The 24,686-nt window shown below is 54.5% G+C and carries 26 protein-coding genes; 22 read left to right on the top strand and 4 right to left on the bottom strand.

Annotated features, from left to right (window positions below):
* Positions 1-531: 531 nt before the first annotated feature.
* From XYCOK13_RS03435 to XYCOK13_RS03390, 10 genes are all read left to right on the top strand, one after another.
* Positions 532-1,506 (top strand): aldo/keto reductase, encoded by a 975-nt coding sequence (locus tag XYCOK13_RS03435; protein ID WP_213410516.1) that lies wholly within the window; start codon positions 532-534, stop codon positions 1,504-1,506.
* Between the two features lie 221 nt (positions 1,507-1,727).
* The gene (locus XYCOK13_RS03430) at positions 1,728-2,534 is read left to right on the top strand and encodes a sensor histidine kinase (protein ID WP_213410515.1); all 807 of its coding nucleotides are present in this window, start codon (positions 1,728-1,730) and stop codon (positions 2,532-2,534) included.
* Positions 2,531-3,193 (top strand): response regulator, encoded by a 663-nt coding sequence (locus XYCOK13_RS03425; RefSeq protein ID WP_213410514.1) that lies wholly within the window; start codon positions 2,531-2,533, stop codon positions 3,191-3,193. Before XYCOK13_RS03430 ends, XYCOK13_RS03425 begins: the two co-directional genes overlap by 4 nt.
* A 247-nt stretch (positions 3,194-3,440) precedes the next feature.
* On the top strand, positions 3,441-5,321 hold the full coding sequence (locus XYCOK13_RS03420; RefSeq protein WP_213410513.1) for a copper resistance CopC/CopD family protein: 1,881 nt from the start codon (positions 3,441-3,443) through the stop codon (positions 5,319-5,321).
* A 44-nt stretch (positions 5,322-5,365) separates the two neighbouring features.
* The gene (locus XYCOK13_RS03415) at positions 5,366-6,010 is read left to right on the top strand and encodes a YcnI family copper-binding membrane protein (RefSeq protein WP_244864973.1); all 645 of its coding nucleotides are present in this window, start codon (positions 5,366-5,368) and stop codon (positions 6,008-6,010) included.
* 187 nt (positions 6,011-6,197) lie between these two features.
* Complete coding sequence (locus XYCOK13_RS03410; RefSeq protein WP_244864972.1) at positions 6,198-6,419, top strand: spore germination protein; 222 nt, start codon at positions 6,198-6,200, stop codon at positions 6,417-6,419.
* 22 nt (positions 6,420-6,441) lie between these two features.
* The gene (locus XYCOK13_RS03405) at positions 6,442-6,651 is read left to right on the top strand and encodes a hypothetical protein (RefSeq protein WP_213410511.1); all 210 of its coding nucleotides are present in this window, start codon (positions 6,442-6,444) and stop codon (positions 6,649-6,651) included.
* On the top strand, positions 6,648-7,028 hold the full coding sequence (locus tag XYCOK13_RS03400; RefSeq protein WP_213410510.1) for a hypothetical protein: 381 nt from the start codon (positions 6,648-6,650) through the stop codon (positions 7,026-7,028). The genes XYCOK13_RS03405 and XYCOK13_RS03400 overlap by 4 nt, the downstream gene beginning before the upstream one ends.
* A gap of 21 nt (positions 7,029-7,049) precedes the next feature.
* Positions 7,050-7,334, top strand: a complete 285-nt coding sequence (locus XYCOK13_RS03395) for a hypothetical protein (protein WP_213410509.1) — start codon at positions 7,050-7,052, stop codon at positions 7,332-7,334.
* A 55-nt stretch (positions 7,335-7,389) separates the two neighbouring features.
* Complete coding sequence (locus tag XYCOK13_RS03390) at positions 7,390-7,830, top strand: Hsp20/alpha crystallin family protein (protein WP_213410508.1); 441 nt, start codon at positions 7,390-7,392, stop codon at positions 7,828-7,830.
* A 129-nt stretch (positions 7,831-7,959) separates the two neighbouring features.
* Here the strand turns inward: XYCOK13_RS03390 and XYCOK13_RS03385 are convergent, their stop codons facing one another.
* Positions 7,960-8,799, bottom strand: a complete 840-nt coding sequence (locus XYCOK13_RS03385) for an SPL family radical SAM protein (RefSeq protein ID WP_213410507.1) — start codon at positions 8,797-8,799, stop codon at positions 7,960-7,962.
* Between the two features lie 436 nt (positions 8,800-9,235).
* Here XYCOK13_RS03385 and XYCOK13_RS03380 point away from each other — a divergent pair, with 436 nt between their 5' ends.
* The 3 genes from XYCOK13_RS03380 (at position 9,236) to XYCOK13_RS03370 (ending at position 13,957) form a co-directional block, all read left to right on the top strand.
* Complete coding sequence (locus XYCOK13_RS03380) at positions 9,236-11,032, top strand: ABC transporter ATP-binding protein (RefSeq protein WP_213410506.1); 1,797 nt, start codon at positions 9,236-9,238, stop codon at positions 11,030-11,032.
* Positions 11,033-11,056: 24 nt separating this feature from the next.
* Positions 11,057-13,072 carry an ABC transporter ATP-binding protein gene (locus XYCOK13_RS03375; protein WP_213410505.1) on the top strand — a complete coding sequence of 672 codons (2,016 nt, stop codon included), beginning with the start codon at positions 11,057-11,059 and terminating at the stop codon, positions 13,070-13,072.
* Positions 13,073-13,213: 141 nt separating this feature from the next.
* Positions 13,214-13,957 (top strand): sensor domain-containing protein, encoded by a 744-nt coding sequence (locus tag XYCOK13_RS03370; RefSeq protein ID WP_213410504.1) that lies wholly within the window; start codon positions 13,214-13,216, stop codon positions 13,955-13,957.
* 94 nt (positions 13,958-14,051) lie between these two features.
* On the opposite strand, the gene XYCOK13_RS03365 is transcribed toward XYCOK13_RS03370, so the two are convergent.
* Positions 14,052-14,858, bottom strand: a complete 807-nt coding sequence (locus tag XYCOK13_RS03365) for a Cof-type HAD-IIB family hydrolase (RefSeq protein ID WP_213410503.1) — start codon at positions 14,856-14,858, stop codon at positions 14,052-14,054.
* Between the two features lie 175 nt (positions 14,859-15,033).
* Between XYCOK13_RS03365 and XYCOK13_RS03360 the strand changes: the two genes are divergently transcribed.
* A complete protein-coding gene (locus tag XYCOK13_RS03360) occupies positions 15,034-15,570 on the top strand; it encodes an NADPH-dependent FMN reductase (protein WP_213410502.1) in 537 nt (178 codons plus the stop codon).
* A gap of 123 nt (positions 15,571-15,693) precedes the next feature.
* Positions 15,694-16,041 (top strand): carboxymuconolactone decarboxylase family protein, encoded by a 348-nt coding sequence (locus tag XYCOK13_RS03355; RefSeq protein WP_213410501.1) that lies wholly within the window; start codon positions 15,694-15,696, stop codon positions 16,039-16,041.
* Positions 16,042-16,180: 139 nt separating this feature from the next.
* Here XYCOK13_RS03355 and XYCOK13_RS03350 read toward each other — a convergent pair whose 3' ends face one another.
* Entirely contained in the window at positions 16,181-16,393 is a 213-nt protein-coding gene (locus XYCOK13_RS03350; RefSeq protein WP_213410500.1) for a PLDc N-terminal domain-containing protein, read from the bottom strand.
* Between the two features lie 175 nt (positions 16,394-16,568).
* Between XYCOK13_RS03350 and XYCOK13_RS03345 the strand changes: the two genes are divergently transcribed.
* Positions 16,569-17,633: a DUF4097 family beta strand repeat-containing protein gene (locus XYCOK13_RS03345; protein ID WP_213410499.1), complete on the top strand. Its 1,065-nt coding sequence runs from the start codon at positions 16,569-16,571 to the stop codon at positions 17,631-17,633.
* Between the two features lie 86 nt (positions 17,634-17,719).
* Here the strand turns inward: XYCOK13_RS03345 and XYCOK13_RS03340 are convergent, their stop codons facing one another.
* Positions 17,720-18,439: a hypothetical protein gene (locus XYCOK13_RS03340; protein ID WP_213410498.1), complete on the bottom strand. Its 720-nt coding sequence runs from the start codon at positions 18,437-18,439 to the stop codon at positions 17,720-17,722.
* Positions 18,440-18,769: 330 nt separating this feature from the next.
* Between XYCOK13_RS03340 and coxB the strand changes: the two genes are divergently transcribed.
* The 6 genes from coxB to XYCOK13_RS03310 all read left to right on the top strand — a co-directional run bounded on the left by coxB (position 18,770) and on the right by XYCOK13_RS03310 (position 24,669).
* Positions 18,770-19,777: a cytochrome c oxidase subunit II gene (gene coxB / locus XYCOK13_RS03335; RefSeq protein WP_244864971.1), complete on the top strand. Its 1,008-nt coding sequence runs from the start codon at positions 18,770-18,772 to the stop codon at positions 19,775-19,777.
* Positions 19,778-19,812: 35 nt separating this feature from the next.
* On the top strand, positions 19,813-21,696 hold the full coding sequence (gene ctaD, locus XYCOK13_RS03330; protein ID WP_213410497.1) for a cytochrome c oxidase subunit I: 1,884 nt from the start codon (positions 19,813-19,815) through the stop codon (positions 21,694-21,696).
* Positions 21,693-22,322 (top strand): cytochrome (ubi)quinol oxidase subunit III, encoded by a 630-nt coding sequence (locus XYCOK13_RS03325; RefSeq protein ID WP_213410496.1) that lies wholly within the window; start codon positions 21,693-21,695, stop codon positions 22,320-22,322. Before ctaD ends, XYCOK13_RS03325 begins: the two co-directional genes overlap by 4 nt.
* A gap of 4 nt (positions 22,323-22,326) precedes the next feature.
* Complete coding sequence (locus XYCOK13_RS03320; RefSeq protein WP_213410495.1) at positions 22,327-22,650, top strand: cytochrome C oxidase subunit IV family protein; 324 nt, start codon at positions 22,327-22,329, stop codon at positions 22,648-22,650.
* A gap of 109 nt (positions 22,651-22,759) precedes the next feature.
* Positions 22,760-23,668 (top strand): cytochrome c oxidase assembly factor CtaG, encoded by a 909-nt coding sequence (gene ctaG, locus XYCOK13_RS03315; RefSeq protein ID WP_244864970.1) that lies wholly within the window; start codon positions 22,760-22,762, stop codon positions 23,666-23,668.
* A gap of 257 nt (positions 23,669-23,925) precedes the next feature.
* Positions 23,926-24,669, top strand: a complete 744-nt coding sequence (locus tag XYCOK13_RS03310) for a hypothetical protein (RefSeq protein ID WP_213410494.1) — start codon at positions 23,926-23,928, stop codon at positions 24,667-24,669.
* Positions 24,670-24,686: the final 17 nt, after the last annotated feature.

Genomic DNA, 24,686 nt, shown 5'->3' with positions numbered 1-24,686 from the left:
GGAATTAGGGGGTCTGACCGTGACGAGGTGGGAATTACCCTCTACCATTAAATTAGGGTAGGAAAGTAATAAATTCGCACCATATAGTGATCTCCGAGGCTGAATTATTACCCTTTTACCATTATTAGTGGAAGCCAACGTAATAATAAATAGTAAATGGGTAATTCATGCGCGACTTTGGGTGATTTTCTCCGATATTAGTGAGATTCCTATCAATAATTAATGATAGTAGTATCATAATGATGTGAAAACGAGCAATGGTTCATGGATACGAGCCTTTCGCAGCGAACGGTGGCACGAAACCGCCGCAGGCCGCCCGACAACGAACGGTCGGAACAAGTCGCAGCAAGCATGCACTGTCTGAACAGGACGAAGCTCCACCCGGCCACAATGGCGCATGGACAAGAACAGGGCCGTCGGGCTTGCTTGCTATCGGAGAACTGCCAGTAGATAGACAAACTGTCCATATCGCGGGAATTCCATCCGGTGTGATATAATGGAGAGCGGATTACCAAGAGAGGGAGTGGCAGCATGCGTTATCGTGAATTGGGGAAAACCGGGCTCAAGGTCAGCGAGATCAGTTTGGGTTGCTGGGCGATCGGAGGACCTTCCTGGCGGGATGGCGAGCCGGTCGGCTGGTCCGGGAACAACGATGAAGAATCGATGGCCGGCTTGCGCAAGGCGATAGAGATGGGCATCAATCATTTGGATACGGCAGATGTTTACGGTGACGGGCATTCGGAACGCTTGATCGGCCAGCTGCTGAAGGAAGTGCCGCGCGATCGGCTGATTATAGCCTCGAAAGTCGGCTGGTTCAAGGGGACGGCGCCGCATGCGATGCATCCATTGCAAATCCGCCATCAGTTGGAGCAAACCCTTTCCAATCTGGGCACGGATTACGTTGATCTTTATTACTTCCATAATGCGAACTTCGGGCCGAATGACTGCTACTTGGAGGAAGCGGCCGAGCTGCTTCGCCAGTTCAAGAAAGAAGGGAAAATCCTACATATCGGTCAATCTGCCTATAATTACGCAGATTTCATGCGGGTTCTGCCCGTAACGCAGCCGGATGTGCTGCAGTTCAGCTACAGCGCTTTGGGCAGCGAGTATGATCAGGAGGAGACCAATCTGTTCCGCTGGGCAGACGAGCGCAATCTTGGCATGGTCTTGTTCCAGCCTTATCAGCAAGGCCTGATGCTGGATAAATTCGATCCAGACAACCCGCCGCAATTCGGCGAGGGCGATATCCGCGCATCGAACGGTCGCTTCACGCGGGAAAATCTGCTGGACATTCGCGAAAAGCTGAAGCCGATCAAAGAGCGGTTCGGCAGCGACACGCAGTCGCTTGCAGGCGTAGCGGCGCAATATGCGTTGGCGCAGTCGAAGCATGCCTGCGTCATTCCGGGCTTCAAGAACGCGCGTCAAGTGGAATCCAATGCGAAGGCTTCCGAAACGACCTTGTCCGCGGAGGACGTCGCTTTTGTCAAAAAGGCGATGCAGGGATAACCCAACCTCAGCGCATGGGAGCGCATCGCGATCCCTATTTAACGAGAGCGAGTTACCGGACTGCATAGCGGGCCGTTGATCGGGCATAAGCAAGCAGCAGGCGATGTCCGCGGCAGTGGCGGGCATCCGTGCATCCATGAATGTGTAGGCAAACATCCCGGCGAACCGCCTCTGTCGCGCGCGTCGGGATTTTTCTTGGATAGGAGAAAGGGGGAGCGTCCATGTCGTGGCGGTCCTGGAAATGGTTCACTGTGCTTGTGCCGACCTGCCTGATCGGCGGATTCGAGTTCGTCAGGCACGAGTATTTGCTGGAGCAGCTCTCGATGGAATACGGCAACCTGTTTATCACCTTGCTGACCTTTTTAATCTCCTGGCTGTTCGCCCAAGTGATGTTCCGGCGGCTGCGCATCATGAACGAGCGGGTATATGCCGAAAAGAACAGGCGCGCCATCCTGGAGGAAAGGGAAAGGATCGCACGTGAATTGCATGACCAGCTGGCGCAAAACCTGTTTTATATCAACACGATGCTAAGCCAGGGGAAAAAAGAAGAAGCGCGCGCAGCCGTGGCGGAGACCGATCAGCATTTGCGGCAGGCAATTTTTAACCTGCGAACTGGGACCGACAAGCCGTGCTCCTTGCATGAGCGGTTGCTTGGCTGGCTCGAGGAGTGGCAGCGCGCGTCAGGCATTGCGGTGACGCAGCAGATTGAACTGGAAGCGGGCATGCTTAAGCCGGATGAGGAAATCCAGCTGTTCGCCATCGTGCAGGAGCTGTTCACGAACATCCGCAAGCATTCTCATGCCGACCGCGCTTCCATCGTGCTGAAGCTGAATCGGCGGGAAGGACTCAGCCTGATAGTGGCTGATGACGGCCGGGGCTTGCAGCAGACAGACGGCGGCAAGGCGGCTTATGGCCTCTCGATTGTGCGCAAGCGGGCGGCTGAGCTGGGAGCAGAGCTGGACATCCGCGGCAATGCGGACGGCGGAACGACAGTGGAAATCAAAGGGAAGAGGGGGGTGGACGAATGATCCCGTATCGCGTGCTGATCATTGACGATCATCCGCTGGCCAGACTGGCCATTCGCAGCGTGCTGGAGGATTCGGAGAACTTTGAGGTGTGCGGGGAGGCCGCTACAGGCGAGGAGGGCATGGCTTGCTGCGAGCGGGAAGAGCCGGAGCTTGTGCTGATGGACATCCAGATGCCTGGCATGGATGGTTTGGAAACTGCAAGAAGGATCAAACGGCGCTTTCCGAACATCAAGATTGTCATGCTGACCGTATCCGACGATACAGCAGATTTATTCGCGGCGCTGCAATATGGGGCTCAAGGCTACCTGCTGAAAAATATGGACCCCGCAGAATGGACGGGGTATTTAATCGACTTGTGCGAGGAGCAGGGCAAGCCGACGCGCGAGTGGTCGGACCGATTGTTCAGGCGATTTCGCCAAGGGGATGCGCATGCCGATCCAGGACAAGCGGCATCGGATGAAGTGTTTCTCACCCAGAGAGAGCTGGAAATTGTGCAGCACGTCGCGCGGGGCGAGACGAATCGGGGGATTGCGGAGCGGCTCTGCATTTCGGAAAATACGGTGAAGAATCATCTGAAAAACATTATGGACAAATGCAAGGTGGACAACCGTACGCAACTGACGGCGTTTGCCGTTCGCAACGGCTGGGCGGAGCGTTGACAGCATGGGCTGGCAAGGCTCTGATTTTTTATGCCAAATCAAGAAAGCGCTCTCATTGTCGACCGGTCATCGAGAGAAAAAGTCGAATCTGCGCGAGTAATCTCGAATATACGCGGGGCTTGTCACAAATTATTCATGTCGGGCAAGGGGAAATGGCTCATTCGGGCTATTATCCTGAATCTGCAGCGTGTGTATAGTGAAGATGGAAAGCGTTATCAAGCTTATCCAGAAGAAAGGAGGTGAAAACGTGGAGCGAGCCAAATTGAATCAGCAGTCAGGCGGAAAGGAGGAGAGAAGCAGGAGGCTGGAAACGAAGCGAATGTCCGGCGCGACAAGGCGCACCCTTCCCGGCATGCGGGTAAGCGCAGCGGTGAGGGAAGCGAACGGACAAGAAAAAGGATCGGAGCAAAAGCTGCAAAACAAGGAGGGAAATAGAGAGACTACTATCACACATCACGAGACAAGACAGAATCGGCAGCGGTCACAAATCGTCTTTCTGAGAAGCCGGCTTCGCCGTCGCGGCGGGATGAGTCTGTGGCTGGTTGGCCTATTATTGTGCTGCTTGTACTGGGGCGCGGCATCGCCCGTGAGCGGACATGCTTATGTGACAGCCTCTAACCCCGAGCCCGGCAAGCGCTTGGAGCAAATGCCGACCGAGGTGTCGCTCACCTTCAATGAGCGGGTGGACAACAGCCTGTTCGAGCTGACGGTGCTGGACCAGCATGGCCGGAATGTAGCCGCCGATCCGGAACTGGACAGCAAGCGAGTGACATTGCGCGCCGAGCTGACCACCGATGCTGACGGCCTCTATACGGTGAATTACCGTGTCATCTCGCTGGACGGCCATCCGGTTGGCGGCACGTACGTCTTCGCGGCAGGCCTTGAAGCGAGGGATGGGGAAGATGCCGAATTGGAGGCATCGGGCGAGCAGGCGCATGACTCTTCCTCATCGGCTGCTCATAGCGAGAACGGCAGCCTGTCAGCTGTCCGCGGCGGCTACTTGGCTGCACTGCTGCTTCTGACAGGCAGCGTGTGGTGGCGGCGGCAGGATATGGCTGTGCCCTTGCGTCCGCAGCTGCTTACCGCGATTGTGCTGGTGCTGTACGCCGGAATGTTCGGCCAGCAATATGGCGCTTGGCTGCTGTCGCAAGGCGTCACCGAACTGGCCGCCTTCGCCGTCTCGTCTGCGGGCTGGCCTTGGACGCTGCAGCTGCTCCTGCTGGCCGCGGGATTGTGGCTGTCCGCCGCAGGAAGGACTATCGCGCTGGTGTGGGCAGGCGCGCTGCTCGCTGTCGAAAGCGTGCAGGGACACGCCGCCAGAGGACCAGCCGGCATGGGCTTTTTGGCCGATTTCGTGCATCTGGGGGCGGCCGCATTATGGACGGCCGGATTGGCCGGACTGCTCTGGACCTTGCTGCGCAAGCGCCAGCAGTGGCGCGAGCGGGCGTCTAAGTTTTCCCGGACTGCCGTATGGAGCATGGTGCTGCTTGTATTGAGCGGCCTTGTGCAGGGCGTGTTCATTTGGGGAGGCCGTTGGGACGAGCTGGTCTATACGGCATGGGGGCAGCTCGCCGTGCTCAAAGTACTGCTGACCGCAGCCGTAGTCCTGACCGCTTCCGCCATCTGGCTGCTGCTGCGCAAACGCTGGAGACCGACAGCGATCGGAGCTTTCGCGATCGATCTGCTGCTTATGTGCCTGTTGATCGGCACGGCGGCCGTCATGAGCTTTCGCACGCCAGCGCCCGTCAGCGAGCCGCTGCATTGGCACACCATGGCTGATCGGGTGCATGTCGAGATGCATATGGAGCCGAAGCGGTTAGGGGAGAACCGCATTGCCCTGTCCATTTGGGCTGACAGCGAAGTGCCGCTGCCGGAACAGGTAGGGCTGGTGCTTATTCATCTGGACCGGGAGGAGCTGCAGCCGCTGGAACTCGAACTGCAGCGGCTAGAAGTGGAGGAGTCCGAGGAGGAGGAGGAAGCCTCGGCATCCGTGCACACCCATCAATACAAAGTGGAAGAAGCGCTGATCCCGATGGTCGGCCGCTGGGAAGCAGTGCTGACCTGGACGGGAGAAGAGGGTGAGCCGGAGACGCTTCGCCAGCCGTTCCGGGTGTTTTCCGGAAAGTAACGGTTGCTGGCAAGAGAATGTGAATCATGAAAGGAGCAATAAATATGAGAAAAATGGGGGCGAACCAAACCATGAGAAAAAACACACGTTGGGGATTTACACTGGTGGCGGCTCTGCTGTTGTTCAGCATGATGGCGGGAATGGCGCAAGCGCACGTTGTCGTCTATCCGAGAGAAGCGCATCAAGGAACCTATGAGAAGTTTGCAGTACGCGTGCCGACCGAGATCGAAGCGCCGACTGTTCAAGTGCGTGTAGAGATTCCGGAAGATGTGGACATTACGCGCTTTGAACCGAAGTACGGCTGGAGCTACGAATTGGAGCGGGACGACAGCGAGAAAATCATCGCTGTCACCTGGAACGCGGAGGGCGAGGGACTGTCCGCCACAGAATTCGGCGAGTTCTATATGCAAGGGAGAATTGGCAATGAAGCAGGCGACCTCGTCTGGAATGCGATCCAAACCTATGCCGACGGAACGGTTGTGGAATGGACCGGGCCGGTGGACGCGGATCGTCCGGCTTCTGTGACCAAGGTGCATGAGTCGGCTGTTGCAGTGGACGGCCACGGCCACGGCGCGGCGGCGGATGACAATGGTGCGGGCACAGGCTGGCTCCAGTGGCTCACCTTGGCCCTATCGATCGGTGCTTTGCTGCTGTCGTTCATGGCAATGCGCCGCGCGCAACAGCGATAATCAGACGCGAAACGCCCGAAGCGGGCATAACCAAGCTGTCTCCTCAGTCTGCTAACAGACTGGCGGGACAGCTTTTTGCATGGGATCGAAAAGAACAGCGTCTTTGGCTGTGCAGCAAATGACATTCACCCAACAAGCCCCGGAACCATATGGTAGCAGTAAACGCGAAAAAGGAATGACGGTGCGCATGGCACATATTAACAATATTTACAACTTGAAGGTGAATGGGGTTGCGAATACCGGGTCCATCAACTTCGGGAACGTCATTCACAAAGGCCATCAGGCGAACGTCAAAGCCAATATCGGTTATCTTCAGCAAGGGGACAATATTAACAGTCCGCTGCAGTTCAACAATGCCAACCTGAGTACCGATCCAGATGTGCAAGATCAGGCGCAAGGCCAAATTTAGTCGGACGAAGGAGCCGTACATCATGATTCATATCCATATTCAAAATATAAGAATCAACTCCATCAGCACGATTGGGTCGCTGAACATTGGCAAGGCCGTGTTGTGCCACAACCAATCGTCCTATACATCGTATCCGAAAAGCGGCTGTGCGGAACAATCAGCCGACAGTGAAGAGGAGTCGGCGGGCCACGCCGCTGATGCCGAAGCGGAGAAAAAGGAGGATGGGAGATGAATCCAGGGGCGTTTGAATGGCTGCAGCAGTATCGTTGGCATATTCAGCAGGTGCAGGAGCGGTGCGAACGGCTGTGCAAGCAGCTGGAGGAACAGGAAGAGCGAATGCGCAAGCATGAGGAAGAGCTGGAAACGCGTTTGCAGCATCTGGAAGGCAAGCTGGAGCTGCTGAAGCCTGTTCATATTGAGACCATCAATTACAAAGTGCAGGAGCTGCATGTGCGGGAGCTTAGCGGAACTTTGGTTGCAGGCCTGTCCGCGTTGGCAGATGGGGAAGCCGTGAAGAAGTGGCTCGGAGAGGAAGGGGGCGGCGAGGTGCAGCTGGCCGACCTGGAAAGCGCGACACAGCCGCCGACCCATGAAGGCAGTGGAGCTTAATAGTGGAAAGAAGGTGGGCGCATGCCGGTAAGCCAGTGTGTGCGATGCGGGAACAAGCCGGAAAAGAATGAAAAATATTGCAAAAGCTGCGGCGCTCCGCTTGTGAATCGCTGCACCTACGACGGGGGATTGACGGGCGAGCCTTGTACGAAGGAAAATCCGGCCGACGCGGCCTTTTGCGTAGCATGCGGCCAGCCGACCATGTTCAACCGGACGGGGCTGCTGCAAACGGGGTATACCTCCGTTTCACCTGGCGAGGAATGGGAGGAATTTCATCATTTCACGTACCGGTTTTTCGAGCCGTGAGTAGTTTGAAGGCCATGCCGCACAAAGCTAGTGGATGGAAAAGGAGGAGAAGCGCATGGGAGGACAAGGGCGCGAAGAGTCGCCTATGGATTGGTCGAAGTTCGAGGAGTATTTCCAGCACATCTTTCCGAGCGCGCTGCCGAAGCAGAACGATTCGGCATGGTTGAAGGAATGGATCGGCACTTCTATGGGGAAGGGGCTGGAACATGTTCCGTTCGCATTTGCCGGCAGCCAGCCGGAGGTATTTGAAACGCATCGGCTTGTAGTCGTTCGGGCCAATGTGCCTGATCCGGCAAGGCTCGATCATATGCGCATCCGGTTGTCCGAGAACGTGCTGCTTCTGGAGGGACTAAGGCGGGAGGAAGTGCGTCTGCCGCTGCCAGCTGCAGTCAAGCCGCGGACAGCAAGAGCTGTTTATCGGGACGGGGTATTGCAAATTACGGCGCGCAAACGCTATGCGGACATCTCTTATCACGAGGTTCCTATCGCGTACTAGCGTTTGACCGGAGGCCGGTTGTGCTGCAGGCATGTTCGGCTATGCCGCCATGCTCAGATCCGGGCTGGACAGGCTCAGGGCCAGAGCGATTGGCTTGGAATGGTGGCGGAGATAGGCTCGGGCCTCATGCTATGGGAGAAAGCCAGGCTGGCTTACATATACCGCGCCTTCCGGGAGGGCGTTCTTGAGAAGCGCCAATATCCGGCGATAGGCATCGGGCTGGTACCATTCTTCCGCGTCCAAATCAGCGAAGATGGGTTGCAGGCCGAGCTGCTTGGTCCGCTTCCCTCCGCTGCCGTCGCCCATGAAGAAGTCGTCCAGCACGACCCGGTCCGGCGCGAGCCTGGCCAGCTGTCCGGCGAAGCGGTCCGTGCAGGGCAGAAGCGGAGAGACAGCAATCTGCAGTGGAATTCCCGCCTCGCGCAAGGCCAGGCAAGCCTGTCGTCTTGCAGCCAGCGGCGGGGTGCCAGGCGAGAAAGCTTGACGCACATCCTCGCGGTCCGTCTCGATTGTCATGCTTACCCGCACATGCGGCCGGAGTCGCCGGATCAAATCGAGATCGCGGGTGACGAGCGGACTTCGGGTCTGGATGAGGAGAAAGTCTGGCGGATCGGCAGCCATGGCCTCAAGGAGCGCGCGCGTCACTTGCTCCTTCGCCTCCAGACGCTGGTAGGGATCGGTGGCCGAGGACATGAAGATGCGGACAGGGCCTTTGCGCTTCTTGCGCGCGAGCTCAGCCGCGAAGCGGGACGGGTCTGCTTCCTTCACATCGACCCACTCTCCCCACGGCAATCCCCGAAACAGCGCGGGAGGCATGCGGCGCACATAGCAGTAGGAGCAGGCGAAATCACAGCCTGCATATGGATTCAACGTATGTGTATAGCCTGTCAAGTAACCGCCGGTTGGGGTCAGCCATTGCTTGGTCGGCCTGTGCCGGATAACGACCTTATTAGGCTTTGATGAACGCATCGCCAGATATCCTCCTTTGAGCGCAATAGCGCGTGCTTTCTGCGTCTTTGGCAAGTATAACAAATTTTTGTTGACATTCCTTAACACCCCGTGGTACATTACAGCATGTAAACTTTGGAAATACACATTGCGCCGTACTGCGCATGTATTCTGATTATTAGCAAATTTGCGAGAGGAGGTTTCCCGTCATGCGTATGTTGATTGTCATTTTGGGCGTGCCTTACGCCATGAATAACTGCATATCGTCAGGGGAACACTCGCAGCCATGCAGGACAGCTGTCTGAACAGCTGACCATACGCCAGGAATATGCAAGCGCAAGGTTGCCTGACAACGCAGCCTTGCGCTTTTTTGATGATGAATCAGACCTTGCGCAGCAGGTATATGTGCAGGGTCTTTTTCTATAGATCTATAGAGAAAAAAAGGAGGGGAACCCCAATGCTGGCAGTATTGCAAAAGCTGGGCTGGTTTTTCAAGCAGGAACAGAAGCGGTATATCACAGCGATCATGCTGCTGACGATTGTCGGCGTGCTGGAGATCATTCCGCCCAAGCTGATCGGGCATACAATCGATCTCATAAATGTCAATGAGCTTACCTCTGGGACATTGCTGCAAATCATCGTGTTTTACCTGGTGCTCCTGGCAATCATCTACGGCATCACTTATATATGGGTATACCAGCTGTTCGGCGGCTCCTTCGTCGTAGAGCGGCTGTATCGCTCGAAGCTGATGAATCATCTGCTGCTGATGACGCCGACATTTTTTCAGCGCAACCGAACCGGAGATCTGATGGCGCGCGCGACCAATGACTTGCGGGCAGTCTCCAACACAGCCGGATTTGGCGTGCTGACGCTGATTGACTCTACTGTTTTTTTGGCAACGATTATTTTAACGATGGGCTTTCTCATCAGCTGGAAGCTGACATTGGCAGCGATGCTGCCGATGCCGATCATGGCGATACTCATTCAGCTGTATGGCAAGATCATTCACAAGCGCTTTATGGCAGCGCAAAACTCGTTCGGGGAATTGAACGATCAAGTATTGGAATCGGTTTCCGGCGTGCGGGTCATTCGCGCCTATGTGCAGGAGATTGCCGATCAAGGCAAATTTCATCGCTTGACCGAAGAGGTGTACGGCAAAAATATGCAGGTGGCCCGCATCGATTCGTTGTTTGAGCCGACGGTAAAAATATTGGTCGGCCTCGCTTATTTGATCGGAATCGGTTACGGCGCAACCCTTGTGTTCCATAATGAGATAACCCTCGGCGAGCTCGTTTCGTTCAATGTGTACTTGGGGATGCTCATTTGGCCGATGTTTGCGATTGGCGAGCTGATCAACATTATGCAGCGGGGCAACGCCTCCCTCGACCGGGTGAACGAAACACTATCCTACAAGCCGGACGTGGACAATCCGAAGCAGCCGGCAGCGCTGGCTGAACCGCCGAAGGAGATCGTCTTCCGCCAGTACACGTTCCGCTATCCGACCGCGAATGCGGACAATCTTGCGGATGTGACGGTTACGGTGAAGCGCGGCATGACGCTCGGCCTTGTCGGGCGAACCGGCAGCGGCAAGACGACGTTTCTGCGCCAGCTGCTGCGCGAATATCCGATCGCGAACGGCGGCATTGCGGTAAACGGCGTGCCGCTGGAGCGCATCCCGCTGGAGCAATGGAAAAGCTGGATCGGCTATGTGCCGCAGGAACAAATCCTGTTCTCCAAGACAGTACGGGAAAATATCTTGTTCGGGGCGGGCATCACGCCAGAAGAAAGCGCAGTGGACGAGAGCCGCTTGCAAAGAGCGCTCGACATATCGTGCTTCACCAAGGATTTGCCGTTTCTCCCTGACGGCCTTGAGACACTTGTGGGCGAGAAGGGGGTCGCCTTGTCCGGCGGACAGAAGCAGCGGGTAAGTATAGCCCGTGCGCTGATCGCAGATCCGGAAATCTTGATCTTGGACGATGCGATGTCGGCCGTTGACGGTCGGACGGAAGCGGAAATTATCCGTCATATTCGGGAAGAGCGCGCGGGCAAGACGACCTTTATTTCCACTCACCGCCTAACCGCGGTGCGCCATGCGGAGTGGATCGTGGTGCTGGATGCGGGCCGTATTGTCGAACAAGGCACGCACGAGGAACTGTTGGCCAAGGACGGCTGGTACCGGGAACAGTATGAGCGCCAGCAGTTGGAGGCAGAGTTGGACGGACCGGCACCGTCAGAGAATCGGGAACAGAGATAAATGAGGAAGAAAGGCGGTGATGCCATGAGCACGGCATCGAGATTAGTGCAGTACGCCAAGCTGTACCAACGAACGATATGGATCGCGCTGACGCTGCTGACCGTATCCGTCTTCGCGGAGCTGGTCGGTCCGTTTATCGCCAAGCATATTATCGATACACATATCTTGGGCATTGAGAAGCCCTGGTATCAGGTAGAAGAAGCACAGGGCGGGGTGAGCTATAAGGGCGAGCGCTTCAAGCGACTCGACCATCTGGAGGAAGGCGAGCCGCATGGGCGCGAGGTGCGGATCGTCCAGGTCGGGCGCGGCTTCGCGTATGTAGATGGGCCCGTTCACCTGGAGGGCAAACGCGCTTGGAGGGACGGCCTGCTGGTCGTAAGCAGCGGCGAGCAAGAGCAAAGCTACGAAGCGGTGCCGTTAAGCCGCAGCGAGCTGTTCGCTTTCTTCGCGCCTCAGATCAAGCCGATCGTGCAGCTGCTGGCGATGTTCTTCGCCATAACGGTTGTGTCGGCGGTGTTCCACTATGGTCAGCGATATATGCTGCAAGGCGCAGCGAACCGGATTGTGCAGAAGCTGCGCGAGGATGTGTATGCCCAAGTGCAGCGCCTGCCTGTCTCGTACTTCGACAACTTGCCGGCAGGCAAGGTTGTCTCGCGGATTACGAACGATACGGAGACGATTCGCGAGTTGTATGTCACGGTGCTGGCCACGTTTTTTACGAGCGGCATTTACTTGACGGGGATCTTCATAGCCTTGTTCCTGCTGGATGCTCGGCTGGCCGCGATCTGCCTGCTGCTGATCCCGATCATGGTTTTGTGGATTGTGCTGTATCGGCGTTTTGCGACCCAGTACAACCGCGTCATTCGGGCAAGGCTGAGCGACATCAACGGCATGATCAACGAGTCGATTCAAGGCATGCCGGTCATTCAGGCGTTTCGCAGGGAGAAGGAGACCCGTCAGGAATTTGAGGAGATGAACGAGGATCATTTCCGCTACCAGAACAAAATGCTCAATCTGAATGCCATAACCGGCCACAATTTGGTCAACGTGCTGCGCAACGTAGCGTTTGTCGTTCTGCTCTGGTACTTTGGCGGGCAGTCGCTCGGCATTGGCACGGTCATCGAAATCGGCGTGCTCTATGCATTCGTGGACTACTTGAACCGTCTCTTCCAGCCAGTCATGAATATTGTGAATCAGCTGGCCAACATGGAGACGGCGCTGGTATCGGCGGAGCGTGTATTCGAGCTGATGGATGAACCGGGTGTGGATGTGGACCGGGGCACGCTGCCGCGTTACAAGGGACACGTATCGTTCGAGCAAGTGTGGTTCGCCTATAAGGGACAGGAATATGTGCTCAAGGATATCAGCTTTGAGGCGAAGCCGGGCGAGACGGTTGCTCTGGTCGGCCATACGGGCTCCGGCAAGAGCTCCATCATGAATGTGCTGTTTCGGTTCTATGACAGTCAGAAGGGGAGGATTCGCATTGACGGCATGGACATTCAGTCGCTGCCGAAGCAGCAGTTGCGCTCGCACATGGGAATTGTGCTGCAGGACCCGTTCCTGTTCTCGGGCACCATTGCGTCCAACGTCAGCCTCAACGACCCGGCTATCAGCAGAGATGCGGTAGAGCAAGCGCTGAAGGCTGTTGGCGCAGAAGGCTTGCTGCGCAGCTTGCCGAAGGGACTGGATGAGCCGGTTATGGAGAAGGGCAGCACGCTGTCTGCAGGGGAACGGCAGCTGATCTCCTTTGCGCGCGCGCTTGCTTTCGACCCGGCCATTCTGATTCTCGATGAGGCGACTGCCAGCATCGACACAGAGACGGAGGCGGTCATCCAGGAGGCGCTGGAGGTGCTCAAGCGAGGCCGAACGACGTTCGTGATCGCGCATCGCTTGTCCACGATTCGCAATGCGGATCAAATTCTGGTGCTGGACCGCGGTCAGATCGTGGAGCGCGGAACGCATGATGCGCTTATGCAGCGCAAGGGCAAGTATTATCAGATGTACCAGCTGCAGCAGGGAGCGCAGACGATCGCCGGATAAATATAAGTGAGTCGCACCAGGGCGCCTTCCCGGCGTTCGGTGCGGCTTCGCATGTCGGCAGCCAACTGCATATTGTCCAAATTTGGAAAGTGTGACTGGTCATATGACGGCAGTAACTGTTCAGCGCGAGGGGCGGTATTTATGATAGAGGGAGAGCGGGCAGCAGCGCTGCCGCTTGCGAAAGGAGAGATTAGGATGAATCCGTCCGGCACTGTTTATCGCAGCACTTCATTTTCGCCCGGTTTTCTCGGGGTGCTGCTTCACGCGCCGTCGTACTGGAATGCGCTTTATGCGCTGCTTGCGATGCCGCTCGGGATTGTATACTTTGTCTTTATCACTACAGGGTTGACTTTGTCTGCCGGCTTGGTCCCCTTGTTTCTGCTTGGGCTGCCGCTGTTCCTTGGCGTGGCGGCGGGGGCTGGCGGCATTGCGGCTTTTGAAGCGAATATCGCCGGCAGAATGCTGGGGGAACCGAAATTTTATCCCCCTGCCATTTCGTTGGAAGGAAGCTCATTCTTTGATCGTGTCCGTCGAGTGCTTGTCAATCCGGTTACGTATAAGAGCTTTTTCTTCCTTCTGCTGAAGCTGCCGCTCGGTCTCTTTCTGTTCGTGCTGGCCGTGCTCGCTTTCTCCGGCTTCGCGACACTGCTGGCGCCTATCGTATGGGTGGTGCTCAAGCAGACCATTCAGGTAGATATTTACGAGGAGCAGTACCTGTTCCTCTCCTGGTTCGGAATAGAAGCAAGCCCGCTCCTGCCCATGTTGCTCAACATTGGCATCGGCCTTCTGCTTAGCGCAGTAAGCCTGCATATGGTCAATCTGTTAAGCGTCATCCAGGCAAGACTTGCCCTATGGGCAGTCTCTCAAGAAGGGGACGAGAGCTGATCCTCAGGTTTCTTGGCTCATCGCGTCTGTCCCCTGGATTGCTTTTCACATGAGCGCTCCCGCAAAGGCAAAGCGGGGGCAGAGGCTTCGCCGATTAGCCGTTCCGCTCCAGGATGAAGGTTTCCACTACGTGGCAGACTCCATCCTCGTTGTTCGTGCGCGTGATGAAATCGGCGATTTCCTTAAGCGGCTCCACAGCGTTGCCCATAGCCACGCCGAGTCCGGCAACCTCCAGCATCTCCTTGTCATTCCAGCTGTCGCCGATGCCGATCACTTCAGACAAGGTGCATCCGAAATGCTCGGCCAAATAGGCAACGGCATGGCCTTTCGTTCCTTCCTTATGCATAAACTCCAAAAAATTCGGTTTCGATTTCGTTATATGCACTTGATCCCCCAGCTGGTTGGCCAGCTCCGGCACCATCGCATCAAGCTTGTCCGGCTCGTCAATGATAATGACCTTCGGCATAGGCAAGCTGCTTAGCTTGCCAAGATCCGGCTCGATCCGGTACGGCACGTCGGACAAGCGGGAATAGGCCTGAATCTTCTCATTGTCTTCCTTGACGTATAGCTCGTCGTCGACATACGCCTGAATGTGCAGGCGATGGCGTTCGGCATATTCGAACAGGTGCTGCACGGCCTCCTTCGGGACATGGCGTTCGTATAGAACGGTGTCGTCCTCGAGGTTTTTGATCAGGGCGCCCTGGTAGGAAATCAAGGGTACGTTCAGCTTTAACTGGGCTGCGATTTGCTTGGCGGACGCATGCATGCGTCCAGTGGCCAAGGTAACCTTGACGCCCATAGACAACGCTTCGGCCAAAGCCTGCCGGGTATTGGCAGAGATGCGCTTCTGGTCGTCTATGAGTGTGTCGTCCACATCGATAGCAAGCATTTTGTACTTCATGGGGCTCTCTCCTTTTTATCTGTAAGTATAGGTCTCGATTGCCGCTGCAAGCGCAGGATGCACGGGGGTGCTTGCGCGCGGCGGAAGCTGCTTATTATTGTACATGATTTCCCCGCTTCTGGCGATGTACCGCATAACGGTGGTACAATGTAGACGGGAGAGGAGAGTGGGAACTTTGAAATGTGTACTGATAGCGGGCTCCAATCGCAGACAAGCATCCAGCACGCTGCTGCTCCGCTATATGGCGAAGCGTCTGCAGGAAAAGGGTCACGAGGCGGAGGTTTTGGAACTCTTTCAATTGAAGCTTCCTCTATATAGTCCGGACGATGATTACGCGGGCAACCGGGAGGTTGCCGCATTGGACAAGTCGGTCGCGGATGCGGATGCGATCATCCTGGCTACGCCGGAATACCACGCGGGGATGTCCGGCGTGCTGAAAAATGCGCTTGATTTTCTCGAGAAATCTCACTTCAGCGGCAAGCCGGTATTGCTGGCCAGCTCAGCCGGCGGGGCAGTTGGCGTTTCGTCGCTTTCGCAAATGCAGACAATCATCCGAAATTTGCACGGACTGGTATCGCCGGAATGGGTATCGCTGGGCGGCGACGCGCGGCAGTTTGGAGACGACGGTGAACCTGCCGCTTCCGGCGTGAAGGAGCGGGTGGAACGAGCGCTTGAGGCGTTCGAGCAGCTGGCTGTCCGCATGAGCAGGTGAGCGTGGCTTCGGGCGGAATAATCGCGGTTTCTCCCGGGCATGTTACCTGCATGGAGGATGTGGCTGGCATTCGATCAATGCCATGCCAAGTCTCTATCAAGCAGAAAGGAATGTGCACGGGATATGCAACAGGAAACGGAGCAAAAGGTAAGCGCCTATAAGATCGGCCTCGGCCATATGCAGGAGCATCAGTCTGATGTCGTTCAGGCGTTCCATGCCTTCACCGGCGAGTGCTTTAAGGAAGGGCGGCTGGATGCGAAGCAAAAACAGCTGATCGCAATTGGCATCAGCTTGTTCGCGAATAACGAAGTATGCACCTTTTATCATGTGAGCGAGGCTTTGGAGCAGGGGGCCGACGCGGAGGAAATTATGGACACGGTCGCGGTTGCGGCGGCGATTGGCGGGGGGCACGTCATGTCCCAAGGCGCAACGCGTGTGCAGCAGGCGCTGGACCGAAGCAGGGCTCATTAGCCTATCGCTGTTTTTCGCGGATTTCAGCGCACAGCGTCAGGTTGTTTCGCACCGGACAACGCGAGTGAAACGGGAAGGAGCTGCAACCGTACAGGGAGCGGCTCCTTTGCTTTGCGACTTTCAAGGGAGCGCGCTTCTCCTAATCGTTTCGGATCACGAGGTAGACGATCAAGCCGAGAATCGGGAAGATCAGCGTAGCGACCAGAACGATGATGGCGTACTCTTTGCTCTTGCCTTTGCGAAGCGAATCCCGATAAGCCCATACGCTGGTGACGATGTTAAGAATGAAAAGAGCCGCTACCAGAAGCAGAAAAAAGATAAAGATAAATGCGAGGCCACCAAAAACATCCATGGAACAATCCTCCTTTGCAGCAGTCATACCAGTATCATATCATGACAGCAACGTGTGCGAAACATGACCGTGATCACTACAGTCACATGACTCTTTTTGTATATGATGGACATAACCAAAATAACAGCATCATGCATGGCGTGCTAGGCGAGCATGCGGCTGGGAGGGACGGGACATGAAAAACAATTATTTGGCAGGTGTTTTATTCGTGCTGGCAGGCGTTCTGCTGCTCGTATGGACGATAAATGGAAAGGTTTCTTTTTTTCAATGGCCGACCGGAGAGCGTGAGCTCCTGGAGAGCCGGGAATTTGACGGCGCTTTTCAGGAGCTGAACATACAGACGAACAGTACGGATGTGATCGTTCAACGCAGCGACGACGATGCGCTGAGAGTTGAAGTTTACGGTTACCGGAGTCAACAGAAGCATTACCGGCTGGAGATGGAGGATACCGGCGAATCGCTGCAGGTCCTGTATCGTCAGAACAATCGCGAAAGCTGGTTCGGGTTCAAGCGCGGACATCGGCTGGTCATTGCCCTGCCTGATCGGGCCTTTCGCGATATAGCCGTCCTAAGCTCGTCTGGCGATGTTTCCGTGGAGACCGCTTTGGAAGCAGACCGGGTGAAGCTGGAGACGTCGAGCGGCGATCTCCGCATCGGACATGTCCGCGCAGACATGTTTACAGTCACAACGAGCTCAGGCGATGTGTCGGCAGATGCAACGATCGATGCGGCACAGGCGGATTGGCATACATCGAGCGGCGACATATTCGTTCGCAGCATCCAGACAGGAGCTTTCACGGTCAGGACGAGTTCCGGCGAGCTGGAGGCCGGCACGATTACTGGAGATTCGGTGTCCATTACGGGATATAGTGGCGATGTGGAAGCCAGGAACTGCGAGTGCGGTCTTCTGCAGATTGAACTGACTTCTGGCGATGTGGATATTGATGCGATGTCAGGCATGGCGAATGTGGAGGTGAGCTCCGGATCGGTCGAGCTCAACAATTGGGACTTGACTGGCGACTCCTCCATCCGGGCAAGCAGCGGCGACGTAGACATCAGCCTGCTGAACGGGGAACAGGCAATGGAAATAGATTTGCGTGCAGGTTCAGGCAGCATGCAAGTGGCGCTTCCCGGCTTCGAAACGGTTGAGAAGACGAACAATCGGCTGACAGGCCGGATCGGCAACGGGGGACCGAAGCTCACCGTCCAGACCAGCTCCGGCGATATTTCAGTAGAATAATGCGACATGCGAAAGTTCCGTACATTCGCCGCTCGCTGTCACGCTAACGGGCGACAGCGGCGGCGGTTTTTTTTCAGGTTATCCGGTTATCTGGATCGCGCGGGACGTTCGGCATCGTCCTCTTCGGGGAAATACTTCTTGACCATATGATTAAAGTCCAGAATGTCGCCTTCAGAGGATTTGCCTGTCCACTTCATCTGAGCGTATTCGTTCAAGCGGTTGACGAAATCACGGTTGGAGGTGATAAATACCTCCAGTACTTGGGGATTGAGCTCCCGCACCTTCATGGCAATTTTTTGCTTCAGCTCGCTGGACAAATCGGAAGGAAGCGGCTGGGTATAGTAGGAGTTCGTATCCGTCACAACCTTGCGGGGATCGATATGCGAGGAGCCGTCCTTGATATCGTAGACGCCCTCCGATTCCCCTGCGTTGTTGACGTCGATCGCATTGCGCTTGCCGGTTGTGCCGGTAGCCGTTGCGTCTGTTACAACGCCGACATAGGCATTCCGGTCCGTCAGCATGACGTATGCCAATGCAACCCCATTCATCCGCCCGATCTCATCGCCAGTATCCAGGCTGAGCATCATTCGCCGATTGTCGTGATGCGGGACACCTTTCATTTGATACCCGTACATGCGGTCGCCTTTGGTCAGGATGTCATTCTGATTGCGGCTGCTCATATCATGGTCGCTCTTGCGGAATTGCTGCTCATAGTGGCCGCATCCGGCTGTAAGTACGGCAGCCGTACACAGGACAATGGCTGCCCGCAAACCGAACTTTCCCTTCAATCTAATGCTGGTCAGCATGATGAAACCTCCCAATCTTAAGCGATTAACTCGGGTCGCAGTGTTTTTCTTCAATATATAGAGTGGTGATCATTCAGGCGATTTTATGCGTGGATGAATAATCCAGCGGCAAGCTGGAAATAACAGTTAGGGCAGATTTGAGAACAATTTGTGAACTTGCCCAGGAAGATTGACAAAAAACTTTAACGTATTTATAGTAAATGAAGTGACTTTCCTCACTGTGGCAGGGCATGGAGAGTCTCAGATCGACAAAATACGAATAGATAATGGCGGGGATTCGCTGGCGAATCTCCTTCAATATTTTATTTCACTAAAGCGGGGTTGATAAATGTGAGTCGGTGGAAGGGAACAAGACGAATCATCCCATTGCTGGCGGCCTTTATGCTGTTATTGGCTGGCTGCGGCATCACGGGAACCGAGCCAAATCCGCTGGAGCCGAAGGGTTCGGTTGCAGAGGATCAGTTGTTCCTGATCAAGTTGTCCTTGGGTATTATGATCGGCGTACTAGTCATCGTGTTTGCTTTATTCTTCTATGTCCTCATCCGTTACAGAAAACGCCGCGGACAAGACGACATTCCGAAGCAAGTGGAAGGAAACCATATTTTGGAGATCGTATGGACGGTCGTTCCGCTTCTGCTGCTGCTTGTGTTGGCTGTGCCGACTGTTTATTACACGTTTAAGTTTGCAGAAGACTATCGGGAGCATCAGGACGCGCTACAAGTGAATGTAACCGCGCATCAATACTGGTGGGAATTTGAATATCCCGACTATGGTATTATTACAGCTCAGGAGCTGTACATACCGGTGAACAAGACGGTATCTGTCGATTTGATTTCGGCTGATGTCATTCACTCGTTCTGGGTACCTGCTCTGGCGGGCAAGATGGATACGCTGGTCGGAATGAACAATCACATGTACTTCGATGCAAAAGAAGAGGGCGTTTACAAAGGGAAGTGTGCGGAGCTGTGCGGCGCCTCCCACGCGCTTATGGATTTCAAGGTCATTGCAGTGTCGCAGGAAGAATTTGAAGCCTGGGTGGACAAAATGCAAAATCCTGGCTATGCGATTGCAGAAGACACTTCGCAAGGACAAGAGCTGTTCAAAAATAAGTGTATGGCCTGTCATGCGATTGATGCCGGTACGCCGGGTCTCGGACCGAACTTGACGAACTATGCAGACCGTGCGCTTGTTGCGGGCTTCCGTCCGAACGATTCGGAATGGCTGCATCGCTGGATTGACAAGCCGGACGAGATGAAGCCAGGCACGACGATGCCGGAGGTTCCTCTGTCAGAGGATGAAATCACGGAAATCGTCAATTATCTGCAAACCTTAAAATAATAATTCGCGGGTATGTAAAGAAGGAGGGTACAGCCTTGGCGCACGCGCACACGGTGAAACGATACAGTGGCTTGATGGATTGGCTGACTACCGTCGATCATAAGAAAATCGGCATTTTGTACTTGGCCGCAGGTGGATTTTTCTTTCTGATCGGTGGCTTGGAGGCTATTCTGATTCGGATTCAGCTGATGAAGCCGATGAATGACTTTGTCAGTGCACAAACATTCAATGAATTGATTACGATGCATGGTACAACCATGATTTTCCTGGCGGCCATGCCGATGATATTCGGTCTGATGAATGCGGTCATTCCGTTGCAGATCGGGGCGCGCGACGTCGCGTTCCCGTTCTTGAACTCGCTTGGTTTCTGGACATTCTTCTTTGGGGGACTGCTGGTCAACGTCAGCTGGTTCCTTGGCGGAGCGCCAGACGCGGGATGGACAGCCTACCCGCCGCTGTCCAGTGAAAGATATAGCGGAATGGGGATAGACTTCTATGCCATCGGCCTGCAGATTGCGGGTATCGGTACGCTGGTCGGGGGGATCAACTTCCTCGTCACGATCATTAACATGCGGGCTCCGGGCATGACCTTCATGCGCATGCCGATGTTCACATGGGCGTCTTTCGTCACTTCCATGATCATTCTGTTCGCATTTCCGGCACTCGCTGTCGGCTTGATTGCACTAACCTTTGACCGCTTGTTCGGCGGCAATTTCTTTGATGTCAGCGGAGGCGGCAACGTCGTGCTGTGGCAGCACATTTTCTGGATCTTTGGACATCCTGAAGTATACATTCTGATCTTGCCTGCATTTGGTATCATTTCTGAGATTGTTAGTACGTTCTCGAAGAAGCGCTTGTTTGGATACAGCTCGATGGTATTCGCAACGGTGCTGATCGGCTTCCTCGGATTCATGGTATGGGTGCATCACATGTTCACCGTTGGCCTGGGTCCGGTAGGCAACGCGCTGTTCTCGATAGCGACGATGCTGATCGCCGTTCCTACAGGCATCAAGATCTTCAACTGGATCTTCACGATGTGGGGCGGACGCATATCATTTACAACGGCTAGTCTTTATGGCATGGCCTTTATTCCGACCTTCGTCATGGGCGGCGTTACCGGCGTTATGCTGGCCGTTCCAGGCGCGGACTATCAGTATCATGATACCTACTTTGTCGTAGCTCACTTCCACTACGTTATTGTAGGCGGCCTGATTCTCGGTATCTTCGGCGGTATTTTCTACTGGTGGCCGAAGATGTTCGGACGCGTGTTGAATGAAACGCTGGGGAAAGCAAGCTTCTGGTTTTTCTTCATCGGCTTCCATTTGACGTTCTTCGTCCAGCATTTTCTCGGTTTGTGGGGCATGCCGCGCCGCGTATACACATACTTGGAAAACCAGGGCTGGGATGACCTGAACTGGATCAGTACGATTGGAGCCTTCGCTATGGGTGTTGGTACCTTGCTTGTGCTGATCAATATCTTTATCACTGGCCTGAAGCCGCGCAACGCAGACAGCGATCCGTGGGATGGCCGCACGTTGGAGTGGACGATTCCGTCGCCTCCGCCGGAATACAACTTCAAGCAGCTTCCGCTTGTTCGCGGTTTGGATGCGCTTTGGAAAGAGAAGAGTGCCGGCAACAAGGAAATGACGCCGGCGGAACCGATCGGTCCGATTCATATGCCGTCGCCTTCGCTGCTGCCGTTTATCATGTCAGTAGGCTTGTTCATTGCCGGTCTTGGCTTCATGTACAAGAACTACGACTTTACGAATGGATTCATGAGTATGCTGTTCGGCTACAATATCGTGTCCATCGGCGGATTGGTGATTACATTTGCATGCATGTTCTTGCGTTCGGTCTATGACGATCACGGCTGGCACATCGAGCCGGAAGAACTGCAAGATAAGGGGGTAAAAGCATGAGCCAGACACACGCTCACGGTCATCATGGACCGGAAACGCTCCCTCCGGAACCGGAGAAGGCGACCCTTGAAGGACGCAATAAGATTTTGGGTTTCTGGCTGTTCCTTGGCGGCGAGACGGTGCTCTTCGGCACACTGTTCGCTTCGTACCTTGCACTGCGCAATCAGATCAATGACGGACCTTCCGGGGAGCAGCTATTCTCCTTGCCGCTGGTTGCGGTGGCAACCTTTATTCTGTTAACGAGTAGCTTGTTCAGCGTTATGGCCATTCAGGCGCTGCATCGCCATGATCTGAAAGGCATCCAGTTCTGGCTGGGCGCAACGGTATTGTTCGGCGTGCTCTTCCTGGGCTTGGAGATTTACGAGTTTTTCCATTATGTACATGAAGGACTTACGTTTAGTACAAGTGCCTTTAGTACATCCTTCTACTCATTGGTAGGTTTCCACGGCGCTCACGTGCTGTTGGGCGTACTGTGGATTGCGTTGTTGATCGTACAGCTTTCCAAGAAAAAGCTGACGGTCGTCACCGCGCCAAAGGTGTATGTGGCTGCTTTGTATTGGCACTTTATCGACGTCGTGTGGGTATTCATCTTTACCGTTGTATACCTCATGGGAAAGGTGGGCTAATACGATGGAACAAACGAATGGACAGCAGCAATCCGGCAAGATCAAGCGCGGTCCAGCGCATGAAGGTCCGAAGAATCACTTCATCGCCTTTGCCATTTCATTGGTGCTGACGCTTCTGGCATTTGTTGCTGTTGCGAATCCGAATCTCAGCGCGATGTTCAAGATTTGGTTTATCGTCATATTGGCGATGGTCCAGGTCATCGTACAGCTGGCGTATTGGATGCACATGAAGGACAGGGGACATGGCTACGCAAGAGTCGGCTTGATATTTGGATTTGTCGTATTTCTTACAGCATTGGTGACCGTAACTTACTGGACTTGGTGGTAATCCGGTTGGGATAGCAAGGAGCAAAGTCGGGGGCGGACTAGTAGTCGTGAGCTCCCGGCTTTTTCATTAACTGTCAGAGACAATTCTTTCAGGAAAGGGGAGCATCACTGTGATCAGTTTTTGGGATTACTTTGATTTTCGTGCGATGTGGAGTCCATATCTGATGCTGCTTCTAATCGGGGTCTATGTAGTCTATTTGCTGATCACAGGCCCCTGGAAGCACGTGGTTGGCGGTACAGAACAGACAAGCTTGGGGAAAAAGACTTTGTTTGGACTTGGCCTGCTGCTGCTGTACACGGCGCTTGGCAGTCCGCTGGATCTGATGGCCCACATATCATTTAGCGCGCATATGTTGTCGATGGCCGTTGCCTATATTGCAGCGCCGCCGCTTCTGCTGCTGGGCATTCCGAACTGGCTGTATCAACGAATATTGAAGATACGGGGCATCTCGCGGCTCAGCTTTCTGATGCGGCCTATTTTTGCAACGATCCTGTTCAACGGCTTGTTTTCTCTCTATCACCTGCCGGTTGTGCATGACTACGTTATGACGAATTACTTCGTGCACACTGTGTATTACTTCGTGCTGCTGGTCACGGCCCTCATGATGTGGTGGCCGATTGTCAATCCGCTGCCGGACACGCACAGCCTGACGGATCTTCGCAAGCTTGCCTATGTGTTCATAAATGGCGTACTGCTGACGCCTGCCTGTGCGATGATTATTTTTGCTGATCAGGCGATGTATGCCACCTACACGAATGCGGAGTTATGGGCAATAGCAATGGGCTACTGTGTGCCGGCGGGCTCGGAAGCGATTTTGGCGAACTTCGGCGGTCCAGAGTTTTTCATGTCTTATGAGCCCCGCGCAGACCAACAACTGGGCGGCGTAATCATGAAACTGTCACAGGAGTTTATTTATGGCATTATCCTGCTGTACATCTTCATCAACTGGTACCGCAAGGAGAACAAGGAAGAACCGATTGAGGAAAGCTGGTCGAACGGCAATCTGAACCGGGCTTAAGCTAGAGTTATTGATCGAAGCATCTCCTACTTTGGGAGGTGCTTTTATTTTATTAAAGCGGAGACCGTGCTCTTGTTGGGAAACTTACAACTGAATCGTGCTCCTCGCTTCCGTTAGTGCCATCCCTATGTTGCGAGTGCTGTGGAGGGAGGTTGCGCATGAATGTTGGGAAAAAGTATTGCACACGTGGCAACACACTGTTATACTGTGCATATCAATATATACAGTATAAACACATCTCTGAAAGAAGGATGCTTATGTGGAGCAATATCCGATACTTAATCGGCATCGAGTACAAGCGCTTGCGGTTTGCCTATGTGTTCTGTCTGCTGTTCACCTTGCTATACGGCTGGCTGACCGCGCAAATCGCTTTGGGCGTTGATCATCGTGGAACGGATAGTACGCGGCTTGAGCTGGCCTGGAGCGTCATTCCCCAAGATATTTTCTTCCTGCTGGTCGTGCCGACAGTGAGCTTCTTGCTGCAGCGCAAAATGTTCGGCGTGTACTGGAAAACCGACATGTACAGCCAAAATCTCCAGTACATGAAGCGATTCCCCATTCATGCGAGGGAGATCGTCTACAGCCGATTGATCCGGCATGCCATCAATACTGTGGTGCTTCTGGCTATTTTCTTCACCGCTTACACATTGGGGTACAATGCGATGAGCGATCAGGACCTGTCTGTGGCGACAGCTGTCTCGTTTGGATGCATTTGGCTGAGTTATGCGTTGGTTGCAGGAGCAATGTTTGTGTACTGGGAAATGATGATGAACGGCAAGCAATACTTTCGATTGACCCTTTTGACGATGGTCATTACACCGTTGTTCATGATTCCGTTTTATCTGGGTACAGGTTATTCCATCGTCCATTTGACATTGGACTTAGCGAGGAGCCGGTTGCAGTTTGTGTGGAGCGGCTTGCTGCTGATGCTTGCTGCGGTATTGACGATGATCGCAGGAGTTGTTTTGGCCAATAAGCTGCAAAAGCGTGATTTTTGCTAGAAGGCGGGTGAGTATCC

Origin of the sequence: Xylanibacillus composti (genome assembly GCF_018403685.1) — a bacterium.
Lineage (GTDB): Bacteria > Bacillota > Bacilli > Paenibacillales > K13 > Xylanibacillus > Xylanibacillus composti.
This window is presented reverse-complemented; position numbering and strand designations above follow the sequence as displayed.